Source organism: Streptomyces sp. NBC_00341, assembly GCF_041435055.1.
GTDB lineage: Bacteria > Actinomycetota > Actinomycetes > Streptomycetales > Streptomycetaceae > Streptomyces.
Genome location: NZ_CP108002.1, coordinates 1806255 through 1827588, shown reverse-complemented (window position 1 = coordinate 1827588; position 21334 = coordinate 1806255). Strand labels below are relative to the sequence as shown.

Genomic DNA, 21334 nt, shown 5'->3' with positions numbered 1-21334 from the left:
CATGAAGATCACCAGTGTCGAAGTGCACCGGGTCGAAGTACCGCCCGCCGACCCACCCTTCCTGTGGCGGGAAGGGCTCGCCGGGAGCGCCCGGGTGGGCGACGGCGCGGTCCTGCACCTCGGGACCGACGAGGGTGCGGAAGGCGTCGCGCTGTTCGCCCGGCCGGGCGCGCACGCCATGCTGACGAGCCTCGTGGACGTGGTCTTCCGCGAGGAACTGCTCGGCGCGGACCCCTTCCAGCGCGAGTGGCTGTGGCACCGGGTCTGGGAGCTGGACCGCATCCACGAACTCCCGCTCCCCGCCCTGGGCCTCATCGACACCGCCCTGTGGGACCTCGCGGGCCGTTACTACAACGAGCCCGTGTGGCGACTGCTCGGCGGCTACCGCGAATCGATACCCGCCTACGCCTCTACCTCGACCTTCGCGAACACCGAGGAGTTCCTCGACGTCGCGGACCAGAGCCTGGCGCTCGGCTACCGGGGCATCAAGCTCCACGCCTGGGGAGACGCCCGCCGCGACGCGGCACTGTGCCTCGCGCTGCGCGAGCACGTCGGCCCCGACGTCCCGCTCATGTACGACGGCTCGGCCGGCTTCGACCTCCCGGACGCCATCCACCTGGGCCGGGCACTCTCGGAGGCGGACTACCTCTGGTACGAGGAGCCGATGCGGGAGTTCAGCATCAGCTCCTACCGGCGGCTCGCGGAGTGCGTGGACATCCCGCTGCTCGTCGCCGAGACCTCCGACGGCGCCCACATGAACGCCGCCGACTTCATCAAGGCAGGCGCAGCGACCTTCGGGGTACGGGCCAGCACCAACCTGCGCGGCGGAGTCACCGGGGCCATGCGCATCGCGCACCTCGCGGACTCCTTCCAGCTCCGCGCCGAGGTGCACGGCTCCGACCTGCCCAACCACCACCTGTGCATGGCCATCTCCAACACGACCTACTACGAGTCCCTCGTGACCTCCGCGCACGTCGTGCGCGAGCGCCACGTGGACGCCGACGGCCTGGTGCACGCACCCACCGCACCCGGCATCTCCCTCCCGCTCGGCCTGGGTTACGGAAAGACGCTGGAACCCTTCGTCGAAACCCCGCGCTGAACTCCCCGTACAACGAAAGGCAGGACAATGAGGTCTCTCCGATCTCCCGGAGCCGGCCGGGCCCGTGCCACCCGCACCGCCGCCGCCGTGCTCTCCCTGGCCACCGCGGCCCTCCTCGCGGGCTGCGCCAGCGCGGACCCGGACTCCGACTCCGGCGGCTCCCCGGCCGCCGCGAAGGACTTCAAGCAGGCCGAGCAGAAGGAGGGCTCGCAGATCACCGTGTGGGCCGACTCCACCCGGCTGCCCTCCGTCCAGGCGTACCAGAAGGCGCACCCGGACACGAAGATGAAGATCGTCACCTACGACGGCGGGGCCGACGGCTCCACCTACCTCCAGTCGAAGGTGCAGCTCTTCGACCGCACCGGCAAGGGCTGGCCGGACGTCGTCTTCGGTTCCCCCACCGACGTCACCTGGGCCTCGCAGCCGACGAAGCCGGGCGCGCAGCCCTTCGCCGCGCCGCTCGACGACAAGCTCGTCCCCCAGGAGACCCTGGACGGCTTCGCCAAGGGCTCGCTGAGCCCCTGCGAGTTCAACGACCACACGTACTGCCTGCGCAACGACATCGCCCAGGTCGTCCTCTGGTACAACAAGCCGCTCATGGACAAGTGGGGCTACCAGGTCCCCACGACGTGGGAGGAGTACGAGGCGCTCGGCAAGAAGATCGGCAAGGAGCACCCCGGCTACCTCGTCGGCTCGGTCGGTGACACCAACTCGCACGAGTCGTACTTCTGGTCCACGAAGTGCCCCGCGTACCAGCTCACCGAGCCCGACAAGCTGCGCAGCAACCTCTCCGACAAGAACTGCACGCGCACCGCGAAGCTCCTCGACAACCTGATCGACGCGAAGGCCGTCACCACCAAGGGCTTCTTCTCGCAGGGCTTCGCCAAGGACAGCGGCGACAAGGTCCTGATGGCCTACGGCCCGTCCTGGTACGGCCAGTACCTCTTCAAGACCGCCTTCAAGGTCCCCGCGAAGACGATGGCCGTCGCGCCCCCGCTCAAGTGGGCGGGCGAGTCCACCGCCAGCACCGGGAACGTCGGCGGCGGCGTGTGGATGGTCTCCTCGCACAGCAACAACCTCAAGGCGTCCACCGAGCTCGCCACCTGGCTCACCACCTCGGACGAGAACCAGACAGCCGCGCCGACCTACCCCGCGTACACCAAGGCCGCCCAGGCGTGGCTGAAGAACCCGGCGAACAGCTCCTACTTCGCCGGTGACGTGAGCGAGGTCTTCCAGAGCGCCGCCGACGCGGTGTGGACCGGCTGGTCGAACACGAAGTTCCCGGACGCCACCGCCTGGTCCAGCGCGGTGCTGCCCAAGCTGACCGAGGGCAAGAGCCTCACCTCGGTGCTGCCCGACTGGCAGAAGGAGATCAGCAACGAGGCCAAGGCCGACGGATACCAGGTGACCAACGAATGACCGTCCTGGAGACCCCCCGCGTCTCCACCGGTACTCCGCGCCGCGACGGCTCCGCGCCGTCGCGGCCGCGGGGCCGCCGGCTCAACGCGGGCTACCTCTTCGTCGCCGGATACACGGTGCTCCTGCTCGCCTTCGGCGTCTTCCCGACCGCCTACTCCTTCTACCTCGCCTTCACCAACGAGCGGGGCCAGTTCACCGGCTTCAACCAGTTCACGAAGGTCGCCAAGGACTACCGGTTCCTGCCCGCCTTCGAGCACATGCTGGTCTACCTCGTGCTGTGGCTCGTGGTCCTGGTCGTGCTCGTGGTCCTCGTCGCCGTCGTCCTGCGCGGCCGCATCCGACCCGGTACCTCCGCCGTGCTGCGCTTCCTCTACTACATCCCCGGTGCCCTCGCCGGGGTGGCGAGCGTCCTCGTCTGGCTCTTCATGCTCGACCCGGACGTGAGCCCGGTCTCCTGGCTCCTCGAAGCCATGGGCTTGCACTCCTTCGCGGCCGTGCTCGCGCCCGGACACCTGCCGCTCATCCTCATGCTCATCGCCTTCTGGACCGGCGCGGGCGGCTGGATGGTCGTCATGTACGGGGCGCTCAACAACATCCCCGACGAGGTCCTGGAAGCCGCCCGGATGGACGGTGCCGGGCCCTGGCGCACCGTCTGGCACATTCAGATCCCCATGATCCGCCAGTGGATCGTCTACATGGCGATCATGGCCTTCGCCACCGGCACCCAGCTCTTCGTCGAGCCCCAGCTGCTCCAGACCGCGAGCCTCGGCCGGGTGAGCCCCACCTGGTCGCCCAATCAGCTCGCCTTCGTCTTCGCCTTCCAGCAGGGCGACTTCAACGGCGCGGCAGCCATCTCGGTCTTCCTGCTGAGTCTCGGCCTCGTCGCCGCAGGTCTGCTGGTCGCTCGCTCCAACCTGTTCTCCCTGGACGACAAATGACCGACATCCCCCTCGCAGCCCGCACCGGCCGGCTGGCACGCCCCTCCAAACTCCTCTCGTTCGCGGTGGTCGGCGCACTCCTCGCGGTGCTGCTGGTCTTCTTCGTGCTGCCGGTCATCTGGCTGCTGCTCGCGCCCAGCAAGACCGCCGGGCAGATCACGCACGACAACCCGCTCTCCTTCGGCTCCCTCGGCCAGATCGGCACCGCCTGGAACCACCTGTTCGACTTCCAGGACGGCGTCATGGCGCACTGGCTGCTGAACTCCGCGATCTACAGCGGCGGTTCACTGATCCTGACGCTCGCCGTCAGCATCACGGCCGGCTACGCGCTCGCGCTCACCAAGTTCAAGGGCCGCAAGACGCTGCTCACCGTCACCCTCGTGACGATGATCATGCCGCAGGCGACGCTGGTCCTGCCCCTCTTCCTGGAGCTGAACAAGTTCCACCTCATCGGCACGGTCTGGTCGGTGATCCTGCCGTTCTCGTTCTACCCCTTCGGCGTGTACCTGGTGTACATCTACTTCGGCAGCAGCCTGCCGCGCGACCTGCTCTCGGCGGCGCGCATGGACGGCTGCAACGAGTGGCAGCTCTTCACCAAGATCGCGCTGCCGCTCGCCAAGCCGGTCGTCGGGCTCGTCGCCTTCTTCAGCTTCGTGGGCAACTGGAACAACTTCTTCCTGCCCTACCTGGTGCTGCCTGACAGCGACCAGTTCCCGGTCCAGGTGGGCCTCAACCAGCTCCTCACCTCGACGCCGAGCTTCAACCCCGTCGCGGGCGCGGGCCTCAACATCACGATCCCCGAGCTGGCGCTCGCGATCGTCGTGGCGATCCTGCCGGTTCTCGTCCTCTTCCTCTTCTCCCAGCGCACCCTGGTCTCCGGGATGCTCGCGGGAGCGACGAAGGAGTGAACGCGCGCGACGGCGGAGGGGGTGGGACGGTATACCGTCCCACCCCCTCCGCCGTGCCGAGCGGTCCTACTTCACCGGGGTGAAGTCCCGCGCCCCGATGAACTCCGGGCGGCGGATCGGAGCCGCGAAGGGCTCCTGCGCCTCGTTCTCCACGCTGTTGAACACGATGAAGACATTGCTGCGCGGGTACGGGGTGATGTTGTCCCCGGAGCCGTGCATGGCGTTGCAGTCGAACCAGGTGGCCGAACCGGCCTGCCCCGTGAAGAGCCTGATGCCGTGCCGGTCGGCCATCTTCGTCAGCGCTTCGTCCGACGGGGTGCCCGCGTCCTGCATCTGGAGCGACTTCTTGTAGTTGTCCTTCGGCGTCTCGCCGGCACACCCGAGGAACGACTTGTGCGAGCCGGGCATGATCATCAGCCCGCCGTTGGTGTCGTAGTTCTCGGTCAGCGCGATCGAGACGGAGACCGCCCGCATGTTCGGCAGGCCGTCCTCGGCGTGCCAGGTCTCGAAGTCCGAGTGCCAGTAGAACCCGGAGGCGCCGAAGCCCGGCTTGACGTTGATCCGGGACTGGTGGACGTAGACGTCGGAGCCGAGGATCTGCCGGGCCCGGCCCACCACGCGCTCGTCGCTGACCAGCCGGGCGAAGACCTCGCTGAGCCGGTGGACCTCGAAGACGGAGCGGACGTCCTGCGACTTCGGCTCGATGATCGAGCGCTCGTCGGCGCGTACCGCCGGGTCTGCGATCAGCCGTTCCAGCTCTGCGTGGTAGACGGACACCTCGTCCGGCTCGATCAGCTGGGGGACGGTGAGGAAGCCGTCGCGCTCGAACCCCTGGAGGTCCTTCGCGGCGACCGGACCCGGTGCGCCGGGCGCGGACCAGATGACCGGGTCCTGGCGGGGAGTGGTCATCTCGGCGGCGCCGCGCGATGGGTACAGGTCGGCGCGTGCATCAGTGGTCATGGTGGTTCAGACCTCCTCGGTCAGCAGCGGGTAGACACCGTTCTCGTCATGCTCCTCCCGTCCGGTGACGGGCGGGTTGAAGACACAGACGCAGCGGAAGTCCGTCTTCGGGCGCATGGTGTGGTGCTCATGGCCGTTGAGCAGGTACATCGTGCCGGGAGTGATCCAGTGCTTCTCGCCGGTCTCGTCGTTGGTGAGCTCGGCCTCGCCCTCGACGCACAGGACCGCCTCGATGTGGTTGGCGTACCACATCGACGTCTCGGTACCGGCGTACATCGTGGTCTCGTGGAGCGAGAAGCCCACCTTCTCCTGCGCGAGCAGGATGCGCTTGCTCTCCCAGGTGCCGGAGGCGGCCTTCACATGCCGGTCGGTGTTCTCGATGTCACTGAACGATCGGACGATCACGGTGGGTCGGTGCCTTTCTCTCTACGGTGTTTCTCATCGGGCCCGCCCGGGGCGGCCCCGGGTCAGGCGGTCTCGCGGACGCAGCGGGCCAGCGTGCGCAGGCCCTCGTCCAGCTCCTCGGCGGTGATGGTCAGCGGCGGCAGCAGCTTGACGACCTCGCTCTGCGGACCGGACGTCTCCAGCAGCAGCCCCAGCTCGAAGGCGCGGGCACAGACGGCCGACGCACGCGCCGGGTCGTTGAACTCCATGCCCCACACCAGTCCGCGGCCGCGGAACTGCGCGCTGTCGTGCTCGGCGCAGATGGCGAGGAGCGCCTGCTCGACCTGCTCGCCGCGGGCCAGCGTCTGCTTCTCCATCTGGCCGTCCGCCCAGTAGGCGTCGAGCACGGCGGCGGCGGTGACGAACGCCGGGTTGTTGCCCCGGAAGGTGCCGTTGTGCTCGCCCGGCTCCCAGATGTCCAGCTCGGGCTTGAACAGGCAGAGCGACATGGGCAGTCCGTAGCCGCTGATGGACTTCGACAGCGTCACGATGTCCGGCGTGATGCCGGCCTCCTCGAAGGAGAAGAAGCCGCCGGTGCGGCCGCAGCCCATCTGGATGTCGTCGACGATCAGCAGCATGTCCTGGCGGTGGCACAGCTCCTGGAGCGCACGGAGCCACTCGGCGCGGGCGACGTTGATGCCGCCCTCGCCCTGGACCGTCTCCACGATCACGGCGGCGGGCTTGTTGAGCCCGGAGCCCTGGTCCTCCAGCAGCCGCTCGAACCAGAGGAAGTCCGGGACGGTGCCTTCGAAGTAGTTGTCGAACGGCATCGGGGTGCCGTGCACCAGCGGGATACCGGCGCCGGCCCGTTTGAAGGCGTTGCCGGTGACGGCCAGCGAGCCGAGCGACATGCCGTGGAAGGCGTTGGTGAACGACACCACGGACTCGCGGCCCTTGACCTTGCGGGCGAGCTTCAGCGCCGACTCGACGGCGTTGGTGCCCGTCGGGCCGGGGAACATCACCTTGTACGGCAGGTCGCGCGGCCGCAGGATCACGTTCTGGAAGGTCTCCAGGAAGGCCCGCTTGGCGGTGGTCGCCATGTCGAGGCCGTGCGTGATGCCGTCGCGCTCGATGTAGTCGATCAGCGCGCGTTTCAGCACCGGGTTGTTGTGGCCGTAGTTGAGGGATCCGGCTCCGGCGAAGAAGTCGAGGTACGAGTGGCCGTCCTCGTCCGTCAGCCGGGCGCCCTGCGCGCGGTCGAACACGGCGGGCCAGCTGCGGCAGTAGCTACGTACCTCGGACTCCAGGGTCTCGAAGACACTGAGGGCGGGCGGGGTGATGGTCACAGCGGGTCTCCTGCGTGAGGGGGGTGTGACGTGCGGCGGTGAAGGGGATCGCGGCGGGCACCGGGGCCCGTCGGCGGAAGTGCGCGCTCAGGCGTGGAACGGGCCTATGCGGTAGAGCACTTCCGGCAGATGAGTGCCCTCCGGGAACAGGCCGCCGTCGAAGAGCACCTCGCGCTCCAGTGCCACGTCGTGGCGCTGGGCGTAGGACGTGAACAGGCGGTCCGACGCGGTGTTGTCCGGCGTGATGGTCGTCTCGACCGAGGCCAGGCCCTGGTTCGCGGCGACCCGTGAGGTCAGGTCGTCCAGCAGCTTCGCCGCCAGACCGGTGCCGCGGTGGCCGTGGTCGACGGCCACCTGCCAGACGACGAGCGTCTCGGGGCGGTCTGGCCTGATGTACCCCGTCACGAAGGCGACCGGGCTGCCGGTCTCATCGCGGGCGACCACGGAGGTCGCCGCGAAGTCACGGCACCACAGCAGGTAGCTGTACGAGGAGTTGAGGTCCAGGACCTTGGAGTCGCGGGCTATGCGCCAGATCGCGGCTCCGTCCTCCACTCGTGGGGTGTCGATGGTGATGAATTCGCTTCGGGCACGTGCAAAATCTGCTGGTGCGGCGGTCATGGGATTTGAATTTACCCAGCAAATTTCGAAATTGCATCGAGGAAAAGGGTTGGGTGAAGGCGCCTTCTGTGCTATCACGCGGGTGCGCGCTCCAGCGCGAATCGGAGGCGATTCCTTCCGAATTGGCCCGGATTTATCGGACAAAACGCCTCCCGTGTGGAGTCGGTCACAACGTGATAACTCTATGGAGACGCAACCGAAATGGGTGACAAGGGCTCGCTGAAACTGGGGTGTTTAGTCTGCGGTTGAGCGGGAAGAAGAATGCGGGGAGCTGCTCTCGATGAGCCGGCTCCCCGCATTGTTGAATTGCGCCGCAATTTATTCGCTGAGCCAGGTTTCCGAAACCGTCTTCCGGGCAGCTTCGAAATTGACCTGCCGGCCGGCGTCGGCCAGCGCCGCCCCCAGAGCCGCGAGCGAGGAGAGCACCGCGCCCCGCGTCGCATCCACCCCGTAGTGATTCACCCTGATCATCTCCCCCGACAGCGCCCCACCGCCCGCGATCAGCGGCAGCGACGGGTCGGCGGCGAGCGCCCGCGCCACCAGGCCCGCGGCGTCCACGCCCTCCGGAGCACGCAGCGTGGTCGCCACCGGCGCCGCGTCCTTCGCCTCGCGCACATACGGGGCCAGGCCGCCGCCCAGTGCGAGCGCACCGGCCCGGGTCGCGGCGGCCGCCGCGGCGTGACGGGTCATGACGACGTCCAGGCCCTCCGCCTCGATCCGCTCCGTGCAGGCCTCCAGGGCCAGCATCTCCAGCTGGGCCGGAGCGTGCGGCAGGGCCTTGCGCCCACCGTCGATCCAGCGCTCCTTCCAGTCCAGCAGGGAGAGGTAGGAACGGCGCGGGGCCTGCGGGTTGGCGGCGAGCCGCTCCCAGGCGCGGGCGCTCACCGACACCGCGGACACCCCGGCCGGACCGCCCATCGCCTTCTGCGCGCCGATCACGCACAGGTCGACGCCCCAGGCGTCCGGCAGCAGCGGCTCCGCACCCACGGAGGCGACGGCGTCCAGCATGAACAGCGCCCCGTGCGCGCGTACGACCTCACCGATCTCCGCGACCGGGTTGGTGTTGCCGGTCGCCGCCTCGGCGTGGACCAGCGAGACGAAGTCGATCTCCGGGTGCGCGGCCAGCGCCTGCGCGACCTGCTCCGCGGTGACGGCCGTGTGGAAGGGCACCGCGAGGTCGACGACCTCGGCGCCGCAGTCCCGCAGCCAGTTGCCGAAGGTCTGCCCGTACGGACCCGTCACCACGTTCAGCGCGGTCGAACCGGGCCGGGCGCCGCCCCGGATGCAGCCTTCGAGCGGGAGCAGGGCCTCGCCCTGCGTGATGACGACATCCTGCTCGGTGGCGAGGAGACGGGCCACCCGCCGCTCGATCGCCGCGAAATGCTCTGCGGTGAGCGGGGTGAGGTCGAGGAAGGGGTGCGTCACGGTTGGTGCTCTCTTCGGGTTCGTGGCGGTGTGCGGGCCTGCGGACCGGGCCCGCACCGAGCGTACCCAGCACCTCGCGACCCGCCGGAGGCTCCCTCGTACAGTGCTGTCCATGAGTGATCACAAGGCGCCGCGGGTGCTGCACGTGAAGGGGCGGGTGCTCGTCGGACCCGAAGAGGTCAGGGACGAACTCTGGGCGGTCGACGGGCGCGTCACGTACGAGCGGCCCGCCGGTGCGGACGGGGCGGCGGTCCTCACCGGCTGGGCGCTGCCGGGACTGGTCGACGCCCACTGCCACGTCGGGCTCGACCACCACGGGGCCGTCGACACGGCGACCACGGAGAAGCAGGCCGTCCAGGACCGGGAGGCCGGTGCGCTGCTCCTGCGGGACGCGGGTTCGCCCGCCGACACCCGGTGGATCGACGACCGCGAGGACCTGCCGAAGATCATCAGGGCCGGCCGGCACATCGCCAGGACCCGGCGCTACCAGAGGAACTTCGCGTACGAGATCGAGCCGGACGAGCTGGTGGCGTACGTGGCGCAGGAGGCGCGCCGCGGTGACGGCTGGGTGAAGCTGGTCGGGGACTGGATCGACCGGGAGGTGGGCGATCTGACCGCCTGCTGGCCGCGCGAGGCGGTCGGGGCCGCCATCGCCGAGGCGCACCGGCTGGGCGCCCGGGTCACCGCGCACTGCTTCGCCGAGGACTCGCTGCGCGATCTCGTCGAGGCCGGCATCGACTGCGTCGAGCACGCGACCGGGCTGACCGAGGAGACGATCCCGCTCTTCGCGGAGCGCGGGGTCGCGATCGTCCCGACGCTGGTCAACATCGCCACCTTCCCCTCGCTGGCGCGCGGCGGAGACGCCAAGTACCCGCGCTGGTCGGCCCATATGCGCCGGCTGCACGAGCGGCGTTACGAGACGGTGGGCGCCGCGTACGACGCCGGTGTCCCCGTCTTCGTCGGCACCGACGCGGGCGGGGTGCTGGCCCACGGGCTGGTGGCCGGGGAGGTCGCGGAACTGGTGAAGGCGGGCATCCCGGCCCTGGAGGCGCTGTCGGCGGCGGCCTGGGGCGCCCGCGCGTGGCTCGGCAGGCCGGGGCTCGACGAGGGGGCTCCGGCCGACCTGGTGGTGTACGACGAGGACCCGAGGGCGGACGTGCGCGTGCTGGCCGCGCCCCGCAGGGTCGTGCTGAACGGACACGTGATCGGCTGACGGGCGGGCCCCGGGGCGGGCCGGCCCCGGAGGCCCGCCCCTCGGTGTGCCGTGTTGACCGGCAGTTACCGGAGCGCGGGCCGCTCGTTGAACCACTTCCGCGTGCGCCCCGGCGCGGCCGTCCTTGAGTCGCTCGCGTTCGGGGAAACGGGTGAAGCGGGTGAAATCAGTGATGCCGAGGGAACGCACGTGCCGGAATAATCGAATACAGGCACGGAAACCCCCCTTTGGGGTGAACTCACGTCAGGTATCCGCCAGTTCACCCTCCGTGCGTAAAGATTCACGGAGTCGAGGCCACCGGTGCCCGCGATGTCCCCCATTGGACGGCGCCGGTGGCTCCAAAGTCTCTTGTGGGGGTTCCACCATCTTGAACAGCAACACCTTCCGCCTCGCCGCCCTGGCGATCGCCGCCGCTCCCGTCGCACTGCTGGTCGCCGTCCCGGCGCAGGCCGCCACCGCGACCACCGCCACGACCACCGGCGAGGGGAAGGCCGGCGCGGTAGTGCTCCGTACCGCACTTGACGTCTCGCTCCTGAACAAGACGATCGATGTGCCGCTCAGGACCACGCTCAACGAGGTGCACGCGCCGGCCACCGCGAAGGAGACCGCGCTCAGCGTGCGGCTCGACGGCGTGGACCGGGGGCAGCCCTTCAACGTGCTGCGCGCCGATGTCGCCACGGCGAACGCGACCGTCGACAAGCACCGCGCCGAGGGCTACACCAACATCGCCAAGGCCCGGCTCCACCTGCCCGGTCTGCCGCTGCTCTCGCTGATCGAGGTGGAGCAGATCACCACCAAGGCGGTCTGCGAAGTGGGCCACCGGCCGGTGGCGGAGGCGAACGTGCTGGGGCATGTGAAGGTCCTCGGCCAGCGCGTCACCCTCACCACCGGAGGTACCACCCGGGTCAATGTGCCGGGTGTCGGTGACGTGACCCTCGACCTGGCGAAGACGCACACCACCTCGCGCACCGCGGCGGCCACGGCGCTCCAGCTGAAGGTCTCGGTGAACCCGCTCAAGCTGAACGTCGCCGATGTGCAGGGCGAGGTGACGCTCGCGGAGGCCACCTGCGAGACCCCGAAGGCGCCCAAGCCGGGCGGCTCCACCGGCGGTTCGTCGGACGGCGGTTCATCGGACGGCGGTTCGTCCGACGGCGGCTCCAGTGACGGTGGTTCCGGCAACGGCGGTTCGACCGACGGTGGTTCCGGCAACGGTGGCTCGACCGACGGCGGCTCCAGCACCCACGGCTCCAACGGCTCGGGCGGTTCCGGCGGCTCCGGCAACGGGGGATCGACCGCCGGTGACTCCGGCGGCGGTGTGAAGACGCAGACCGGCACCGGCAGCGCACCCGCCGCCACCGACGGCGACCTCGCGGAGACGGGCTCCAGCTCCACCACGCCGTACATCGCGGGCGGCGCGGCACTGCTGCTGGCGGCGGGCGCGGGCGCGATGGTCGTGGCCAGGCGGCGTGCGCAGAACTGACGCGGGGGTGAGTGAGTCAGGGCCCGAGGGGGCGGCCGGGGGGCCGTAGGAAAGAAGGAAGGGGGCGGGGAGCGGTGTTCCGGCTACGGAGCACCGCTCTCCGCCCCCGGTGCGACACCGGCCGAGCAAGGCCGTCGCATGCTCAACGGCTCACGGCGGTCAGCGCCTGGAGCGCCTGGTCGAGCACCTGCAGAAAGCGGTTGGTCGTCGTACGGTCGCGCACGGCCAGCCGCAGCCAGTCGGTGCCGAGCCCCGGAAACGTATCGCCGCGCCGGGCAGCGAAGCCCAGCATCCGCAGCCGTTCCCGTATCTCGGAGGCCCGCTCCAGCCGGATCAGGACGAACGATCCCTCGGCCGGCTCCACCACCTCGATCTCGGTGAACTCCCGCAGCCCCGCGACCAGATGGCACCGGTCCACCGCGATGCGCTCCGCGGCGGCCTCGGCCTCGGCCAGCGCCCTCGGCTCCATACACGCCTCGGCCGCCGCCAGCGCGGGCGAGGACACCGGCCACAACGGCTGCGCCTCCGCCAGCAGGCGCACGGTCTCCGGCGCCGCCGTGACGTAGCCGATCCGCAGCCCGGCGAGTCCCCAGGTCTTGGTGAGGCTGCGCAGGACCACCAGTCCGGGGACATCCGTACGCCCGCACAGCGCCTCGCGCTCACCGGGCACCGCGTCCATGAACGCCTCGTCGACCACGAGCGTCCGCCCGGGACGGGCCAGCCGCTCCAGGACGGCCGAGGGGTGCAGCACGGACGTCGGGTTGGTCGGATTGCCGACCACCACCAGATCCGCGTCCGCCGGAACGGCGGCCGGATCCAGCCGGAAGCCGTCCTCGGCCCGCAGCAGCACCCGTCCCACCTCGTGCCCGGCCGCGCGCAGGGCGGCCTCCGGCTCGGTGAACTGGGGGTGGACCACGACCGGCCGCCGGGCCGGCAGCGCGCGGGCGATCAGCACGAACGCCTCCGCCGCACCCGAGGTCAGCAGGACCCGCTCGGGCGGCAGCCCGTGCCGTGCGGCGACCGCCGCGAGCGCCGGACGCCCGTCCGGATAGGCGGAGAGCGCGCCCAGCGACGCGGCTATCCGCTCCTTCAGCCAGGCCGGTGGGGTACCGGCCCGTACGTTGACGGCGAGATCGGTCAGATCCCGGCCCCGTCCCCGTACCTCCGCGTCACCGTGATGCCGCAGGTCGTGGGCGCCCGCGCCGGTGGCGTCGGGGCTCTCAGTGGGAGTGTGCATGACCGCCATGGTGGGGGTGGGAGTGGGGGGAATGGCCGTCGTCGTGAGGGTGGAAGTGCGGCGATACGACTATGCGCCCCGCGACGGGCTTCACGCAACGGTCCGGACCTGACGACGCGAAGGGCGCGGACGGTGCGACGTGCGCCGGCACGGCCTCGTCGACGGGGAGGCCGCGGCGCGGGGCCCGGCGGACGACCGCGCAGGTGACCATCGCCGCGCGCCCCTCCGGGTGCGACTTCCGCTTCGGTACGAGGAGTTCGCCGCCCCCGGCGAGCGCCGCGGCCTCCGCCACCGAGGGCGTGCCGACGGCGGCGAGCGGCGCGCCGGACGGATGCGGCACCTCGACGCGGGCCAGCACCTCGGCCGGGTACGTCAGCAGCGGCACCCCGAGCCGTGCGGCGGCGGCCACGATCCCCGGCTCCCCGGACCTGGCATCGACGGTCGCCAACTCCGCGACGTCCAGCGGAGAGAGCCCGGCCCCGGCCAGGGTGTCCCGGATCAGCCCGAGCACCTCGTCCTGCGGCGCGCCCCTGGACGCGCCGACCCCGACGGTGAGCGAGGCGGCCGGCGGACCGGCCTCCCGACGGCCGGGCAGGTGAACGTCGGCGTTCTCGGCCATGGAGCACTCCTTCCGGACTGATGACGGCACTGACTGCACTGACGGCGCACGCCCTGAGATGCGCGCACCGGGGTCAATCGGCTAGCAAGAGCCCATGGCGGTGTTCGTCGCGCTCGGCGCGTTCCTGATGACCCTGGCCGGCGGCTGGGTCGCCCAGCGCGTCACCGACCGCCGCCACCTCGTACTCGGCTTCGCCGGCGGACTGATGCTCGGCGTGGTCGGCCTGGACCTGCTGCCGGAGGCGATCGAGGCCGCCGGCGGACTGGTCTTCGGCGTACCGGCGGCCCTGCTGCTGTTCGTCGGCGGCTTCCTGGTCGCGCACCTGGTGGAGCGGCTGCTCGCGGTACGCCAGGCGGCGCACGGGGCGGGCGAGGAACGGGTGCCCCAGGTCGGGCTGACGGCGGCGGCGGCGATGGTCGGCCACAGCCTGATGGACGGCGTGGCGCTCGGCGCGGCCTTCCAGGTCGGCGGCGGCATGGGCGCGGCCGTGGCCCTCGCCGTCATCACCCACGACTTCGCGGACGGCTTCAACACGTACACGATCACCAGCCTGTACGGGAACGCCCGCCGCAAGGCCCTCACGATGCTCTACGCGGACGCGGCGGCGCCCGTCGTCGGCGCGGCGACGACGCTCCTGTTCACCCTTCCGGCGGAACTCCTCGGCTGCTATCTCGGCTTCTTCGGCGGAGCGCTGCTCTACCTCGCCGCCGCCGAGATCCTCCCCGAGGCGCACCACGACCACCCGGCACGCTCCACGCTGCTCTGCACGATCGCCGGAGTGGGCTTCATCTGGCTGGTCGTGGGCATCGCGGACTGACCGGCTCACCGTGTGCCGCCCGCTGCCCTGCCCGTGGTTCATCCCGCGCACTTCTCGACGAACCGGCGGGCGGTGCCGGGCGCGGCGGCCCAGTGGGTGTGCAGGTAGCTCGCGTGGACGCCCCGCCGCACGAACCCCTCCACGCGCCGCTCCGGCCGGTGCATGCCCCAGGCCGGCTCGTCCCCGGCGCCCGGCTCCAGCACGGTGCGGTGGAACTCGTGCCCGCGCATCCGGGTGCCGGCCGCCGCGAGGACGCTGTCGGAGAGCGCCACGGCGTCCCGGTAGCCGAGCGTCAGCCGCTGGGACATCCGCCCCTCGGCGTTCAGCACCCCGCACATCGGCAGCCCGTCGAGCGACCGCGCCAGATAGAGCAGCCCCGCGCACTCGGCGGCCAGCGGTGCCCCGGACGCCGCCAGCTCCGCGACGGCCTCGCGCAACGGCTCGTTGGCGGACAGCTCGGGCCCGTACACCTCGGGAAACCCGCCCCCGATGACCAGCCCCCGGGTCCCTTCGGGCAACGACTCGTCCCGCAACGGATCGAACGGCACGACCTCGGCCCCCGCGGCGGTGAGCAGCTCGCTGTGCTCGGCGTAGGAGAAGGTGAACGCGGCTCCGGAGGCAACAGCGATCCGCACCCCCGCCGATGCCCCGTCCAGCCCCGTCGGCGCGCCGACCGCCCCCACCGCGTCCCACACCTCACCCGTCACCGGCGGCGCGGACCGGGCCAGCGCCAGCAGCCCCTCCAGGTCGCACCCGGCCAGCACCTGCCCGGCCATCGCCGCGACCGCGTCCACCGCGTCGCCCCGGCGCTCCGCCACCGGCACCAGGCCCAGATGCCGCGACGGCACCGCCAGCTGACCGGCCCGCCGCAGCGCCCCCAGCACCGGCACCCCGGACTCCTCCAGGGCCTCGCGGAGCAGCGCCTCGTGCCGGTCGGAGCCGACCTTGTTCAGGATCACCCCGCCGATCCGCACCTCCGGATCCCACGAGGCGAAACCGTGCACCAGCGCCGCCACGGAGCGCGACTGCGACGACGCGTCCACGACCAGTACCACCGGCGCCCGCAGCAGCTTCGCGACATGCGCGGTGGACGCCAGCTCACCGAGCCCGGAGGCCCCGTCGTACAGCCCCATCACGCCCTCGACGACCGCCAGGTCACAGCCGCGCGCCCCGTGCGCGAACAGCGGGGCGATCAGCTCGGGGCCGCACATGTACGCGTCGAGATTGCGCCCGGGGCGCCCCGTGGCCAGGGTGTGGTAGCCGGGGTCGATGTAGTCGGGCCCCACCTTGTGCCCGGACACGGCGAGTCCGCGTCCGGCGAAGGCGGCCATCAGGCCCGTCGCGACGGTGGTCTTGCCACTGCCGGACGACGGCGCGGCGATGACCAGGCGCGGAATCGTCACCACTCGATGCCCCTCTGGCCCTTCTGCCCGGCGTCCATCGGGTGCTTGACCTTCGACATGTCGGTCACCAGGTCCGCAGCGTCCAGCAGCGCGGCGGGTGCGTTGCGCCCGGTGATCACCACGTGCTGCGAACCGGGCCGGTCGCGCAGCACCTGGACCACCTCTTCGGTGTCGACCCAGCCCCAGTGCATCGGGTAGGCGAACTCGTCGAGCACGTAGAGCCGGTGCGTCTCCGCGGCGAGGTCGCGCTTGACCTGCTCCCAGCCCTCGCGGGCCGCCGCCTCGTTGTCCAGCTGCTGGTCGCGCTGGACCCAGGACCAGCCCTCGCCCATCTTGTGCCAGACGACGGGCCCGCCCTCACCGCTCGCGCCGAGGACCTTCAGCGCGTTCTCCTCGCCGACCTTCCACTTCGCGGACTTCACGAACTGGAAGACCCCGACCGGCCACCCCTGATTCCAGGCGCGCAACGCCAGCCCGAAGGCCGCCGTCGACTTCCCCTTGCCGATACCGGTGTGCACCATCAGCAGCGGCCGGTTGCGGCGCTGCCGGGTGGTGAGTCCGTCGTCCGGCACACTGACCGGCTGTCCCTGCGGCATCAAGCAGCCCTCCTGTTGTCACCCTGAACGTCCTTGACCAGCCCGGCGATCGAGTCGGCCCGCAGCTCGTCGAGCGTGACGGCGGTGCCGCCCAGCTCGGCCGCGAGACTCGCCGCGAGGCCGAGCCGCACCGGACCCGACTCGCAGTCCACGACCACGGACGCGGTGCCCTCGGCCTCGTGCAGCCGGGCCGCCCGCGCGGCCAGGGCCACCGGCTCCGGCCCGCCGGTCGCCCGCCCGTCGGTCACCACGACCAGCAGCGGCCGGCGCGACGGATCGCGCAGCCGCTCCACCCGCAGCACGTCATGGGCCTTCAGCAGCCCGGCGGCCACCGGGGTACGGCCTCCGGTGGGCAGTGTCTCCAGCCGCGCGGCGGCGGCGTCCACCGAGGAGGTCGGCGGCAGCACCACGGCGGCCTCCTTGCCCCGGAAGGTGATCAGCCCGACCTTGTCCCGCCGCTGATAGGCATCCATCAGCAGGGAGAGGACCGCGCCCTTCACGGCGGTCATCCGCTGCCGGGCCGCCATCGACCCGGACGCGTCCACGACGAACAGCACGAGGTTCCCCTCGCGCCCCTCCCGCGTGGCCTGCCGCAGATCGTCCCGCCGCACCACCAGGCCCCGCCCGGACCGGCCCCGCGCCCGCTGGTGCGGGGCGGCGGCCTGCACGGTGGCGGCCAGGTGCAGCTTGGTGAGCGCGCCCTGCGGACGCCGCGCGCCGGTGGTCCGCCCGTGCTCGGTGCGCGCCCGGGAGCGCCGCCCCGCCGCACCCTCGCCCAGGCCGGGCACGCTCAGCATCTTCGTACGGAACGGCTCGCCGGCCCGTACGGGCTGCTGTTCGCCGCCCCCGGCCGGCTGCCCCTGCCCCGGTTCCCGCTCCTTGCCCTGCTCCGGCACGGACTGCTCCGGCCCGGACCCCTCGGGCGTGTCGTCGGCGCCGCCCTCGGGCCGCGGCGGTGTGTCGGGCCCGTCGCCCTGCGGCGGCGGGCCGCCGCCACCGGGGCCGTCCGGGTCCGGATCGTCGTCCTCCGCGCTGTTCTGCTCCAGCGTGTCGTCGAGCTTGTCCTCGTCGAGCCCCGGCGCGTCGAACGGATTGCGCCGGCGCCTGTGGGGGAGCGCGAGCAGCGCTGCCTGCCGTACGTCCTCGGACTGCACGTCGGTACGCCCGTCCCACGCGGCCAGCGCCGTGGCGGTCCTGGCCATCACGATGTCGGCCCGCATCCCGTCGACCTCGAAGGCCGCGCAGGTCGCCGCGATCTGCCGCAGCGGCCCGTCACCGAGGCTTACTTCGGGCAGCAGTGCCCGCGCGGCCGCGATCCGGTCCCGCAGCGCAACCTCCTCCTCGGCCCATCGGGCGGCGAAGGCGGCCGGGTCGTCGTCGTAGGCGAGCCGCCGCCGCACCACCTCCACCCGCTGGTCCGTGTCCCGGGAGGCGGCGACCTCGACGGTCAGCCCGAACCGGTCGAGCAGTTGGGGGCGCAGCTCGCCCTCTTCGGGATTCATGGTCCCGACGAGCAGGAACCGCGCCGCGTGCCGTACGGAGACGCCCTCGCGTTCGACATGGGAGGCGCCCATGGCCGCCGCGTCGAGCAGGACGTCGACCAGATGGTCCTGCAGCAAGTTGACTTCGTCTACGTACAGAATGCCGCGATTCGCGGCGGCCAGGAGCCCCGGCTCGAAGGCTCTCACGCCCTCCGAAAGCACCCGTTCGATGTCGAGCGCCCCGACGAGCCGGTCTTCGGACGCGCCGATGGGCAGCTCGATGAGACGTGCCGGACGCGATGCCGACGAGGCATCCTGATGCGGGCCGTCAGGGCAGGCGGAGCCCGGCTTATCCGGAGCGCACGAAAAGCGGCAGCCGGGGACGACGTCGATCTCTGGCAGAAGGGCTGTGAGTGCTCGGACGGCGGTTGACTTCGCTGTCCCCTTTTCGCCGCGCACGAGCACCCCGCCCACGGCTGGGCTAATCGCGTTGAGTAGCAGAGCGAGTCGAAGACTGTCCTGCCCGACGACTGCGGTGAACGGGTATGGCCTGGTCATACCACATCACTCCTTCGAGTGGCTGAGGTTCGCATGGAGAGGCGCGACTCCTTCGCACCCCTAGAATTTGGGCCTGTTCCCCGTCGGCACGGGGATGTTCCGCTCCTGCACGACCACTTAGTGGAACTGCTGCTTTGATCCCCGCCCTAGCGGGGATCGCCAAGGGCCCATCCGGAGCCTCGCTCGCAGAACGTTCATGCGGGCACCGTGGGCGCCCCCGGCGGGATGAAAGGGAGTCCCGCGGGCGCGCCCGACTCGATGAGCCGCCACAGCGCGTCGGTGTCCGCGTGTTCCTCGATGAGGTCGCCGAGGAGGTCGAGCTGCTCCTCGCGCAGTGCGGCGAAGCAGGTGTCGGGGGCGGGGACGAAGCGGCGCCCCGCGGCCCGCGCGATCTCGGTCAGGAAACGGCGGCGGAACGCGTCGCTCTCCAGCGAGCCGTGCCAGTGGGTGCCCCACACCGCGCCTGACCGGCAGCCGTCGAGCCGCTGTCCCTGCCCGTCGGTGAGGAACGGCTCGCCGCCGCGTACGTCCGCGACGCCGTGGTGGATCTCGTACCCCTCCACGGGGGCGCCGAGCGCCTCACCGACCGGCCGGGCGAGCGTCTTCTCGCGGTCGAACCGGACGCGGACGGGCAGCAGCCCGAGCGCGTCGACCTGCCCGGCGCGCGACTCCACCTCGTCCTCGATGTGTTCGCCGAGGATCTGGTAGCCGCCGCAGATGCCGAGCACCGGGCGGCCCTCCGCGGCGCGCCGCCGCAGCGCGTCGGCGAGCCCGCGCTCGCGCAGCCAGGCCAGCGCCTTCACGGTGCCCCGGGTGCCGGGCACGATGACGAGGTCGGCGTCGGTCAGCTCCTCCGGGCGGTCCACGAACCGCACGACGACGCCGGGTTCCGCGGCGAGCGCGTCCACGTCGGTGAAGTTGGACATCAGCGGGACGGCGCACACGGCGACGCGCAGGATGTCCTCGCCGTGCGGCGGTGCGACGACCGACTCGCGTACGGTGCCGCGCAGCGAGACCCGCAGCCCGTCCTCCTCGTCGATGCCGAGGCCGTGGGCGAACGGCAGCACCCCGTACGTGGGACGCCCGGTGAGACCGAGCAGCATGTCCAGGCCCGGCTCCAGCAGTGACACGTCACCGCGGAACTTGTTGACCAGGTAGCCGGCGATCAGCTCCTGGTCCGCCGCGGCCAGCAGCGCCGTCGTACCGAAGAACGACGCGAAGACCCCGCCCCGGTCGATGTCCCCGACGACCACCACCGGGAAGCGCGCCGCCCGTGCGATGCCCATGTTCACGATGTCCGTGCGCCGGAGGTTGATCTCGGCCGGACTGCCCGCGCCCTCGCAGATCACCGCGTCATACGTGGACCGCAGCTGCTCCAGGCAGTCCACGACGGTGGACAGCAACTGCTCCTGCCTGCCGCCGTGGTAGCCGCGGGCGCTCATCTCGCCGATCGCGCGCCCCATCAGGACGACCTGGCTGGAGCGGTCGCTGCCGGGCTTGAGCAGCACCGGGTTCATCAGCGCGGTCGGCTCCACCCGGGCGGCCTGGGCCTGCATGGCCTGGGCCCGGCCGATCTCGGCGCCCTCGCGGGTGACGAAGGAGTTGAGGGACATGTTCTGCGCCTTGAACGGCGCGACCTTCACCCCCCGGCGCACCAGCCAGCGGCAGATGCCCGCCGTGACGACGCTCTTGCCCGCGTCGGAGGTGGTACCGGCGACCAGCAGTCCGCCGCTCATGTCGGTCTCCGTCCTGAGGTGCGCGCACCCGGGGCAGGAGTCCCCGGGCCGCGCGTCGAGGTGATCCGTCGTGCGGCGGCGCCCACGCCCAGCCGGGCCGCCACGCTGACGCCGAGGGCCAGCACCCCGATCCGGCGCGACAGCCGTACGGCGCGTTCGATGTCCTCGGTCTCCACGGCCCGGCCCGCCTCGCCGTTGAGCACGGGGCGGTGCTCGACCCGGCCGCCGTAGGCGAGGGTGCCGCCGAGCCGTACGCCGAGCGCGCCCGCGAACGAGGCCTCCACAGGGCCCGCGTTGGGGCTCGGGTGCTTGGCGGCATCCGCCTGCCAGGCCCGCAGCGCGCCCCGGGGCCGGCCGCCGGCGGCGACGGCGAGCAGGGCCGTGAGCCGGGCGCCCGGCCAGCCCACGAGGTCGTCGAGGCGGGCGGAGGCCCAGCCGTAGCGCAGGTAGCGGGGCGACCGGTGGCCGACCATCGCGTCCAGGGTGTTGGCGGCCCGGAAGCCGACGAGTCCGGGGACCCCGCCCAGCGCACCCCACACCAGGGCGCCGACCACGGCGTCGGAGGTGTTCTCCGCGACGGACTCCACCACCGCGCGGGCGATCTGCGGTCCGTCCAGGGACTGCGGGTCGCGGCCGCACAGATGGGGCAGCCGCTCCCGCGCCAGGCCGAGGTCCCCGGCGGCCAGCGCGCCGCCGATGGACCGGGCCTCGCGCCCCAGCGACGTACCGCCGACGACGGACCAGGTGGCGGCGGCGGTCAGCGCGACGGAGGCGGCGGGACGGCGGCGCAGGGCTCGGGAGGCCAGTGCGGCACCGCCGGCGGCGCCTCCGGCGCAGACCAGGGTGTGCAGGGCGCCCCACCCGCGGTGGTCGCGCCACAGACGGTGTTCGACGCCTGCCGCGGCGCGCCCGAAGGCGGCGACCGGATGTCCCCGGCGGGGATCACCGAGCAGCAGATCACCGATCAGACCGGCCGTGGCGCCGTACGCGAAAATGCGATCGGCACGCACGGTTCAGCCGGCCGTCGCGCCTCGAAGGGCCTTCGCGCGGGCGGCTGGTGCTGGTCGAAGGGGAGACACGGAGACGGGCGCACGGCG

Annotated in this window: 17 protein-coding genes and 1 pseudogene; 7 read left to right on the top strand and 11 right to left on the bottom strand. The window is 71.6% G+C overall.

Annotated features, from left to right (window positions below; genetic code table 11):
* Position 1 precedes the first annotated feature (1 nt).
* Genes OG892_RS08130 through OG892_RS08115 form a run of 4 tightly spaced genes read left to right on the top strand, consistent with a single transcriptional unit; the run spans position 2 to position 4364 of the window.
* On the top strand, positions 2–1099 hold the full coding sequence (locus OG892_RS08130) for an enolase C-terminal domain-like protein (RefSeq protein WP_073735300.1): 1098 nt from the start codon (positions 2–4) through the stop codon (positions 1097–1099).
* Between the two features lie 27 nt (positions 1100–1126).
* Complete coding sequence (locus OG892_RS08125) at positions 1127–2518, top strand: extracellular solute-binding protein (RefSeq protein ID WP_073735299.1); 1392 nt, start codon at positions 1127–1129, stop codon at positions 2516–2518.
* Complete coding sequence (locus OG892_RS08120; RefSeq protein WP_371628786.1) at positions 2515–3456, top strand: carbohydrate ABC transporter permease; 942 nt, start codon at positions 2515–2517, stop codon at positions 3454–3456. The genes OG892_RS08125 and OG892_RS08120 overlap by 4 nt, the downstream gene beginning before the upstream one ends.
* The gene (locus tag OG892_RS08115) at positions 3453–4364 is read left to right on the top strand and encodes a carbohydrate ABC transporter permease (protein ID WP_073735297.1); all 912 of its coding nucleotides are present in this window, start codon (positions 3453–3455) and stop codon (positions 4362–4364) included. The genes OG892_RS08120 and OG892_RS08115 overlap by 4 nt, the downstream gene beginning before the upstream one ends.
* A gap of 66 nt (positions 4365–4430) precedes the next feature.
* On the opposite strand, the gene thpD is transcribed toward OG892_RS08115, so the two are convergent.
* The 5 genes from thpD to OG892_RS08090 form a co-directional block, all read right to left on the bottom strand.
* Positions 4431–5324 carry an ectoine hydroxylase gene (gene thpD / locus OG892_RS08110; RefSeq protein WP_073735296.1) on the bottom strand — a complete coding sequence of 298 codons (894 nt, stop codon included), beginning with the start codon at positions 5322–5324 and terminating at the stop codon, positions 4431–4433.
* Between the two features lie 6 nt (positions 5325–5330).
* Positions 5331–5729: an ectoine synthase gene (locus OG892_RS08105; protein WP_024494051.1), complete on the bottom strand. Its 399-nt coding sequence runs from the start codon at positions 5727–5729 to the stop codon at positions 5331–5333.
* 62 nt (positions 5730–5791) lie between these two features.
* Positions 5792–7054: a diaminobutyrate--2-oxoglutarate transaminase gene (ectB, locus tag OG892_RS08100; RefSeq protein ID WP_371628785.1), complete on the bottom strand. Its 1263-nt coding sequence runs from the start codon at positions 7052–7054 to the stop codon at positions 5792–5794.
* A gap of 87 nt (positions 7055–7141) precedes the next feature.
* Entirely contained in the window at positions 7142–7672 is a 531-nt protein-coding gene (gene ectA, locus OG892_RS08095; protein WP_274535146.1) for a diaminobutyrate acetyltransferase, read from the bottom strand.
* 318 nt (positions 7673–7990) lie between these two features.
* Entirely contained in the window at positions 7991–9097 is a 1107-nt protein-coding gene (locus OG892_RS08090) for an alanine--glyoxylate aminotransferase family protein (RefSeq protein WP_371628784.1), read from the bottom strand.
* 112 nt (positions 9098–9209) lie between these two features.
* Here OG892_RS08090 and OG892_RS08085 point away from each other — a divergent pair, with 112 nt between their 5' ends.
* Positions 9210–10310 carry an amidohydrolase family protein gene (locus OG892_RS08085; RefSeq protein WP_328867523.1) on the top strand — a complete coding sequence of 367 codons (1101 nt, stop codon included), beginning with the start codon at positions 9210–9212 and terminating at the stop codon, positions 10308–10310.
* A gap of 367 nt (positions 10311–10677) precedes the next feature.
* Positions 10678–11790 (top strand): SCO1860 family LAETG-anchored protein, encoded by a 1113-nt coding sequence (locus OG892_RS08080; RefSeq protein WP_371628783.1) that lies wholly within the window; start codon positions 10678–10680, stop codon positions 11788–11790.
* Between the two features lie 142 nt (positions 11791–11932).
* On the opposite strand, the pseudogene cobC reads toward OG892_RS08080, so the two are convergent.
* Positions 11933–13646: pseudogene (gene cobC, locus OG892_RS08075) on the bottom strand (Rv2231c family pyridoxal phosphate-dependent protein CobC).
* Between the two features lie 94 nt (positions 13647–13740).
* Here cobC and OG892_RS08070 point away from each other — a divergent pair.
* Entirely contained in the window at positions 13741–14463 is a 723-nt protein-coding gene (locus OG892_RS08070; RefSeq protein ID WP_073735291.1) for a ZIP family metal transporter, read from the top strand.
* Positions 14464–14501: 38 nt separating this feature from the next.
* Here the strand turns inward: OG892_RS08070 and OG892_RS08065 are convergent, their stop codons facing one another.
* From OG892_RS08065 to OG892_RS08045, 5 genes are all read right to left on the bottom strand, one after another.
* On the bottom strand, positions 14502–15869 hold the full coding sequence (locus OG892_RS08065) for a cobyrinate a,c-diamide synthase (RefSeq protein ID WP_371628782.1): 1368 nt from the start codon (positions 15867–15869) through the stop codon (positions 14502–14504).
* Positions 15863–16462, bottom strand: a complete 600-nt coding sequence (cobO, locus tag OG892_RS08060; protein WP_024494042.1) for a cob(I)yrinic acid a,c-diamide adenosyltransferase — start codon at positions 16460–16462, stop codon at positions 15863–15865. Before cobO ends, OG892_RS08065 begins: the two co-directional genes overlap by 7 nt.
* Positions 16462–18501, bottom strand: coding sequence for a putative cobaltochelatase (locus OG892_RS08055; RefSeq protein ID WP_371628781.1), 2040 nt, complete (start codon positions 18499–18501; stop codon positions 16462–16464). The genes cobO and OG892_RS08055 overlap by 1 nt, the downstream gene beginning before the upstream one ends.
* 194 nt (positions 18502–18695) lie before the next feature.
* Positions 18696–20237 (bottom strand): cobyric acid synthase, encoded by a 1542-nt coding sequence (locus OG892_RS08050; protein ID WP_371628780.1) that lies wholly within the window; start codon positions 20235–20237, stop codon positions 18696–18698.
* Complete coding sequence (locus tag OG892_RS08045) at positions 20234–21247, bottom strand: cobalamin biosynthesis protein (RefSeq protein WP_371628779.1); 1014 nt, start codon at positions 21245–21247, stop codon at positions 20234–20236. Before OG892_RS08045 ends, OG892_RS08050 begins: the two co-directional genes overlap by 4 nt.
* Positions 21248–21334: the final 87 nt, after the last annotated feature.

Excerpts from the sequence above, each read along its gene's own strand:
- OG892_RS08130 (WP_073735300.1), top strand. The coding sequence starts at position 2 with ATGAAGATCACCAGTGTCGAAGTGCACCGGGTCGAAGTACCGCCCGCC.
- OG892_RS08125 (WP_073735299.1), top strand. The coding sequence starts at position 1,127 with ATGAGGTCTCTCCGATCTCCCGGAGCCGGCCGGGCCCGTGCCACCCGC.
- OG892_RS08120 (WP_371628786.1), top strand. The coding sequence starts at position 2,515 with ATGACCGTCCTGGAGACCCCCCGCGTCTCCACCGGTACTCCGCGCCGC.
- OG892_RS08115 (WP_073735297.1), top strand. The coding sequence starts at position 3,453 with ATGACCGACATCCCCCTCGCAGCCCGCACCGGCCGGCTGGCACGCCCC.
- thpD (WP_073735296.1), bottom strand. The coding sequence starts at position 5,324 with ATGACCACTGATGCACGCGCCGACCTGTACCCATCGCGCGGCGCCGCC.
- ectA (WP_274535146.1), bottom strand. The coding sequence starts at position 7,672 with ATGACCGCCGCACCAGCAGATTTTGCACGTGCCCGAAGCGAATTCATC.
- OG892_RS08085 (WP_328867523.1), top strand. The coding sequence starts at position 9,210 with ATGAGTGATCACAAGGCGCCGCGGGTGCTGCACGTGAAGGGGCGGGTG.
- OG892_RS08070 (WP_073735291.1), top strand. The coding sequence starts at position 13,741 with ATGGCGGTGTTCGTCGCGCTCGGCGCGTTCCTGATGACCCTGGCCGGC.
- cobO (WP_024494042.1), bottom strand. The coding sequence starts at position 16,462 with ATGCCGCAGGGACAGCCGGTCAGTGTGCCGGACGACGGACTCACCACC.
- OG892_RS08055 (WP_371628781.1), bottom strand. The coding sequence starts at position 18,501 with ATGACCAGGCCATACCCGTTCACCGCAGTCGTCGGGCAGGACAGTCTT.
- OG892_RS08050 (WP_371628780.1), bottom strand. The coding sequence starts at position 20,237 with ATGAGCGGCGGACTGCTGGTCGCCGGTACCACCTCCGACGCGGGCAAG.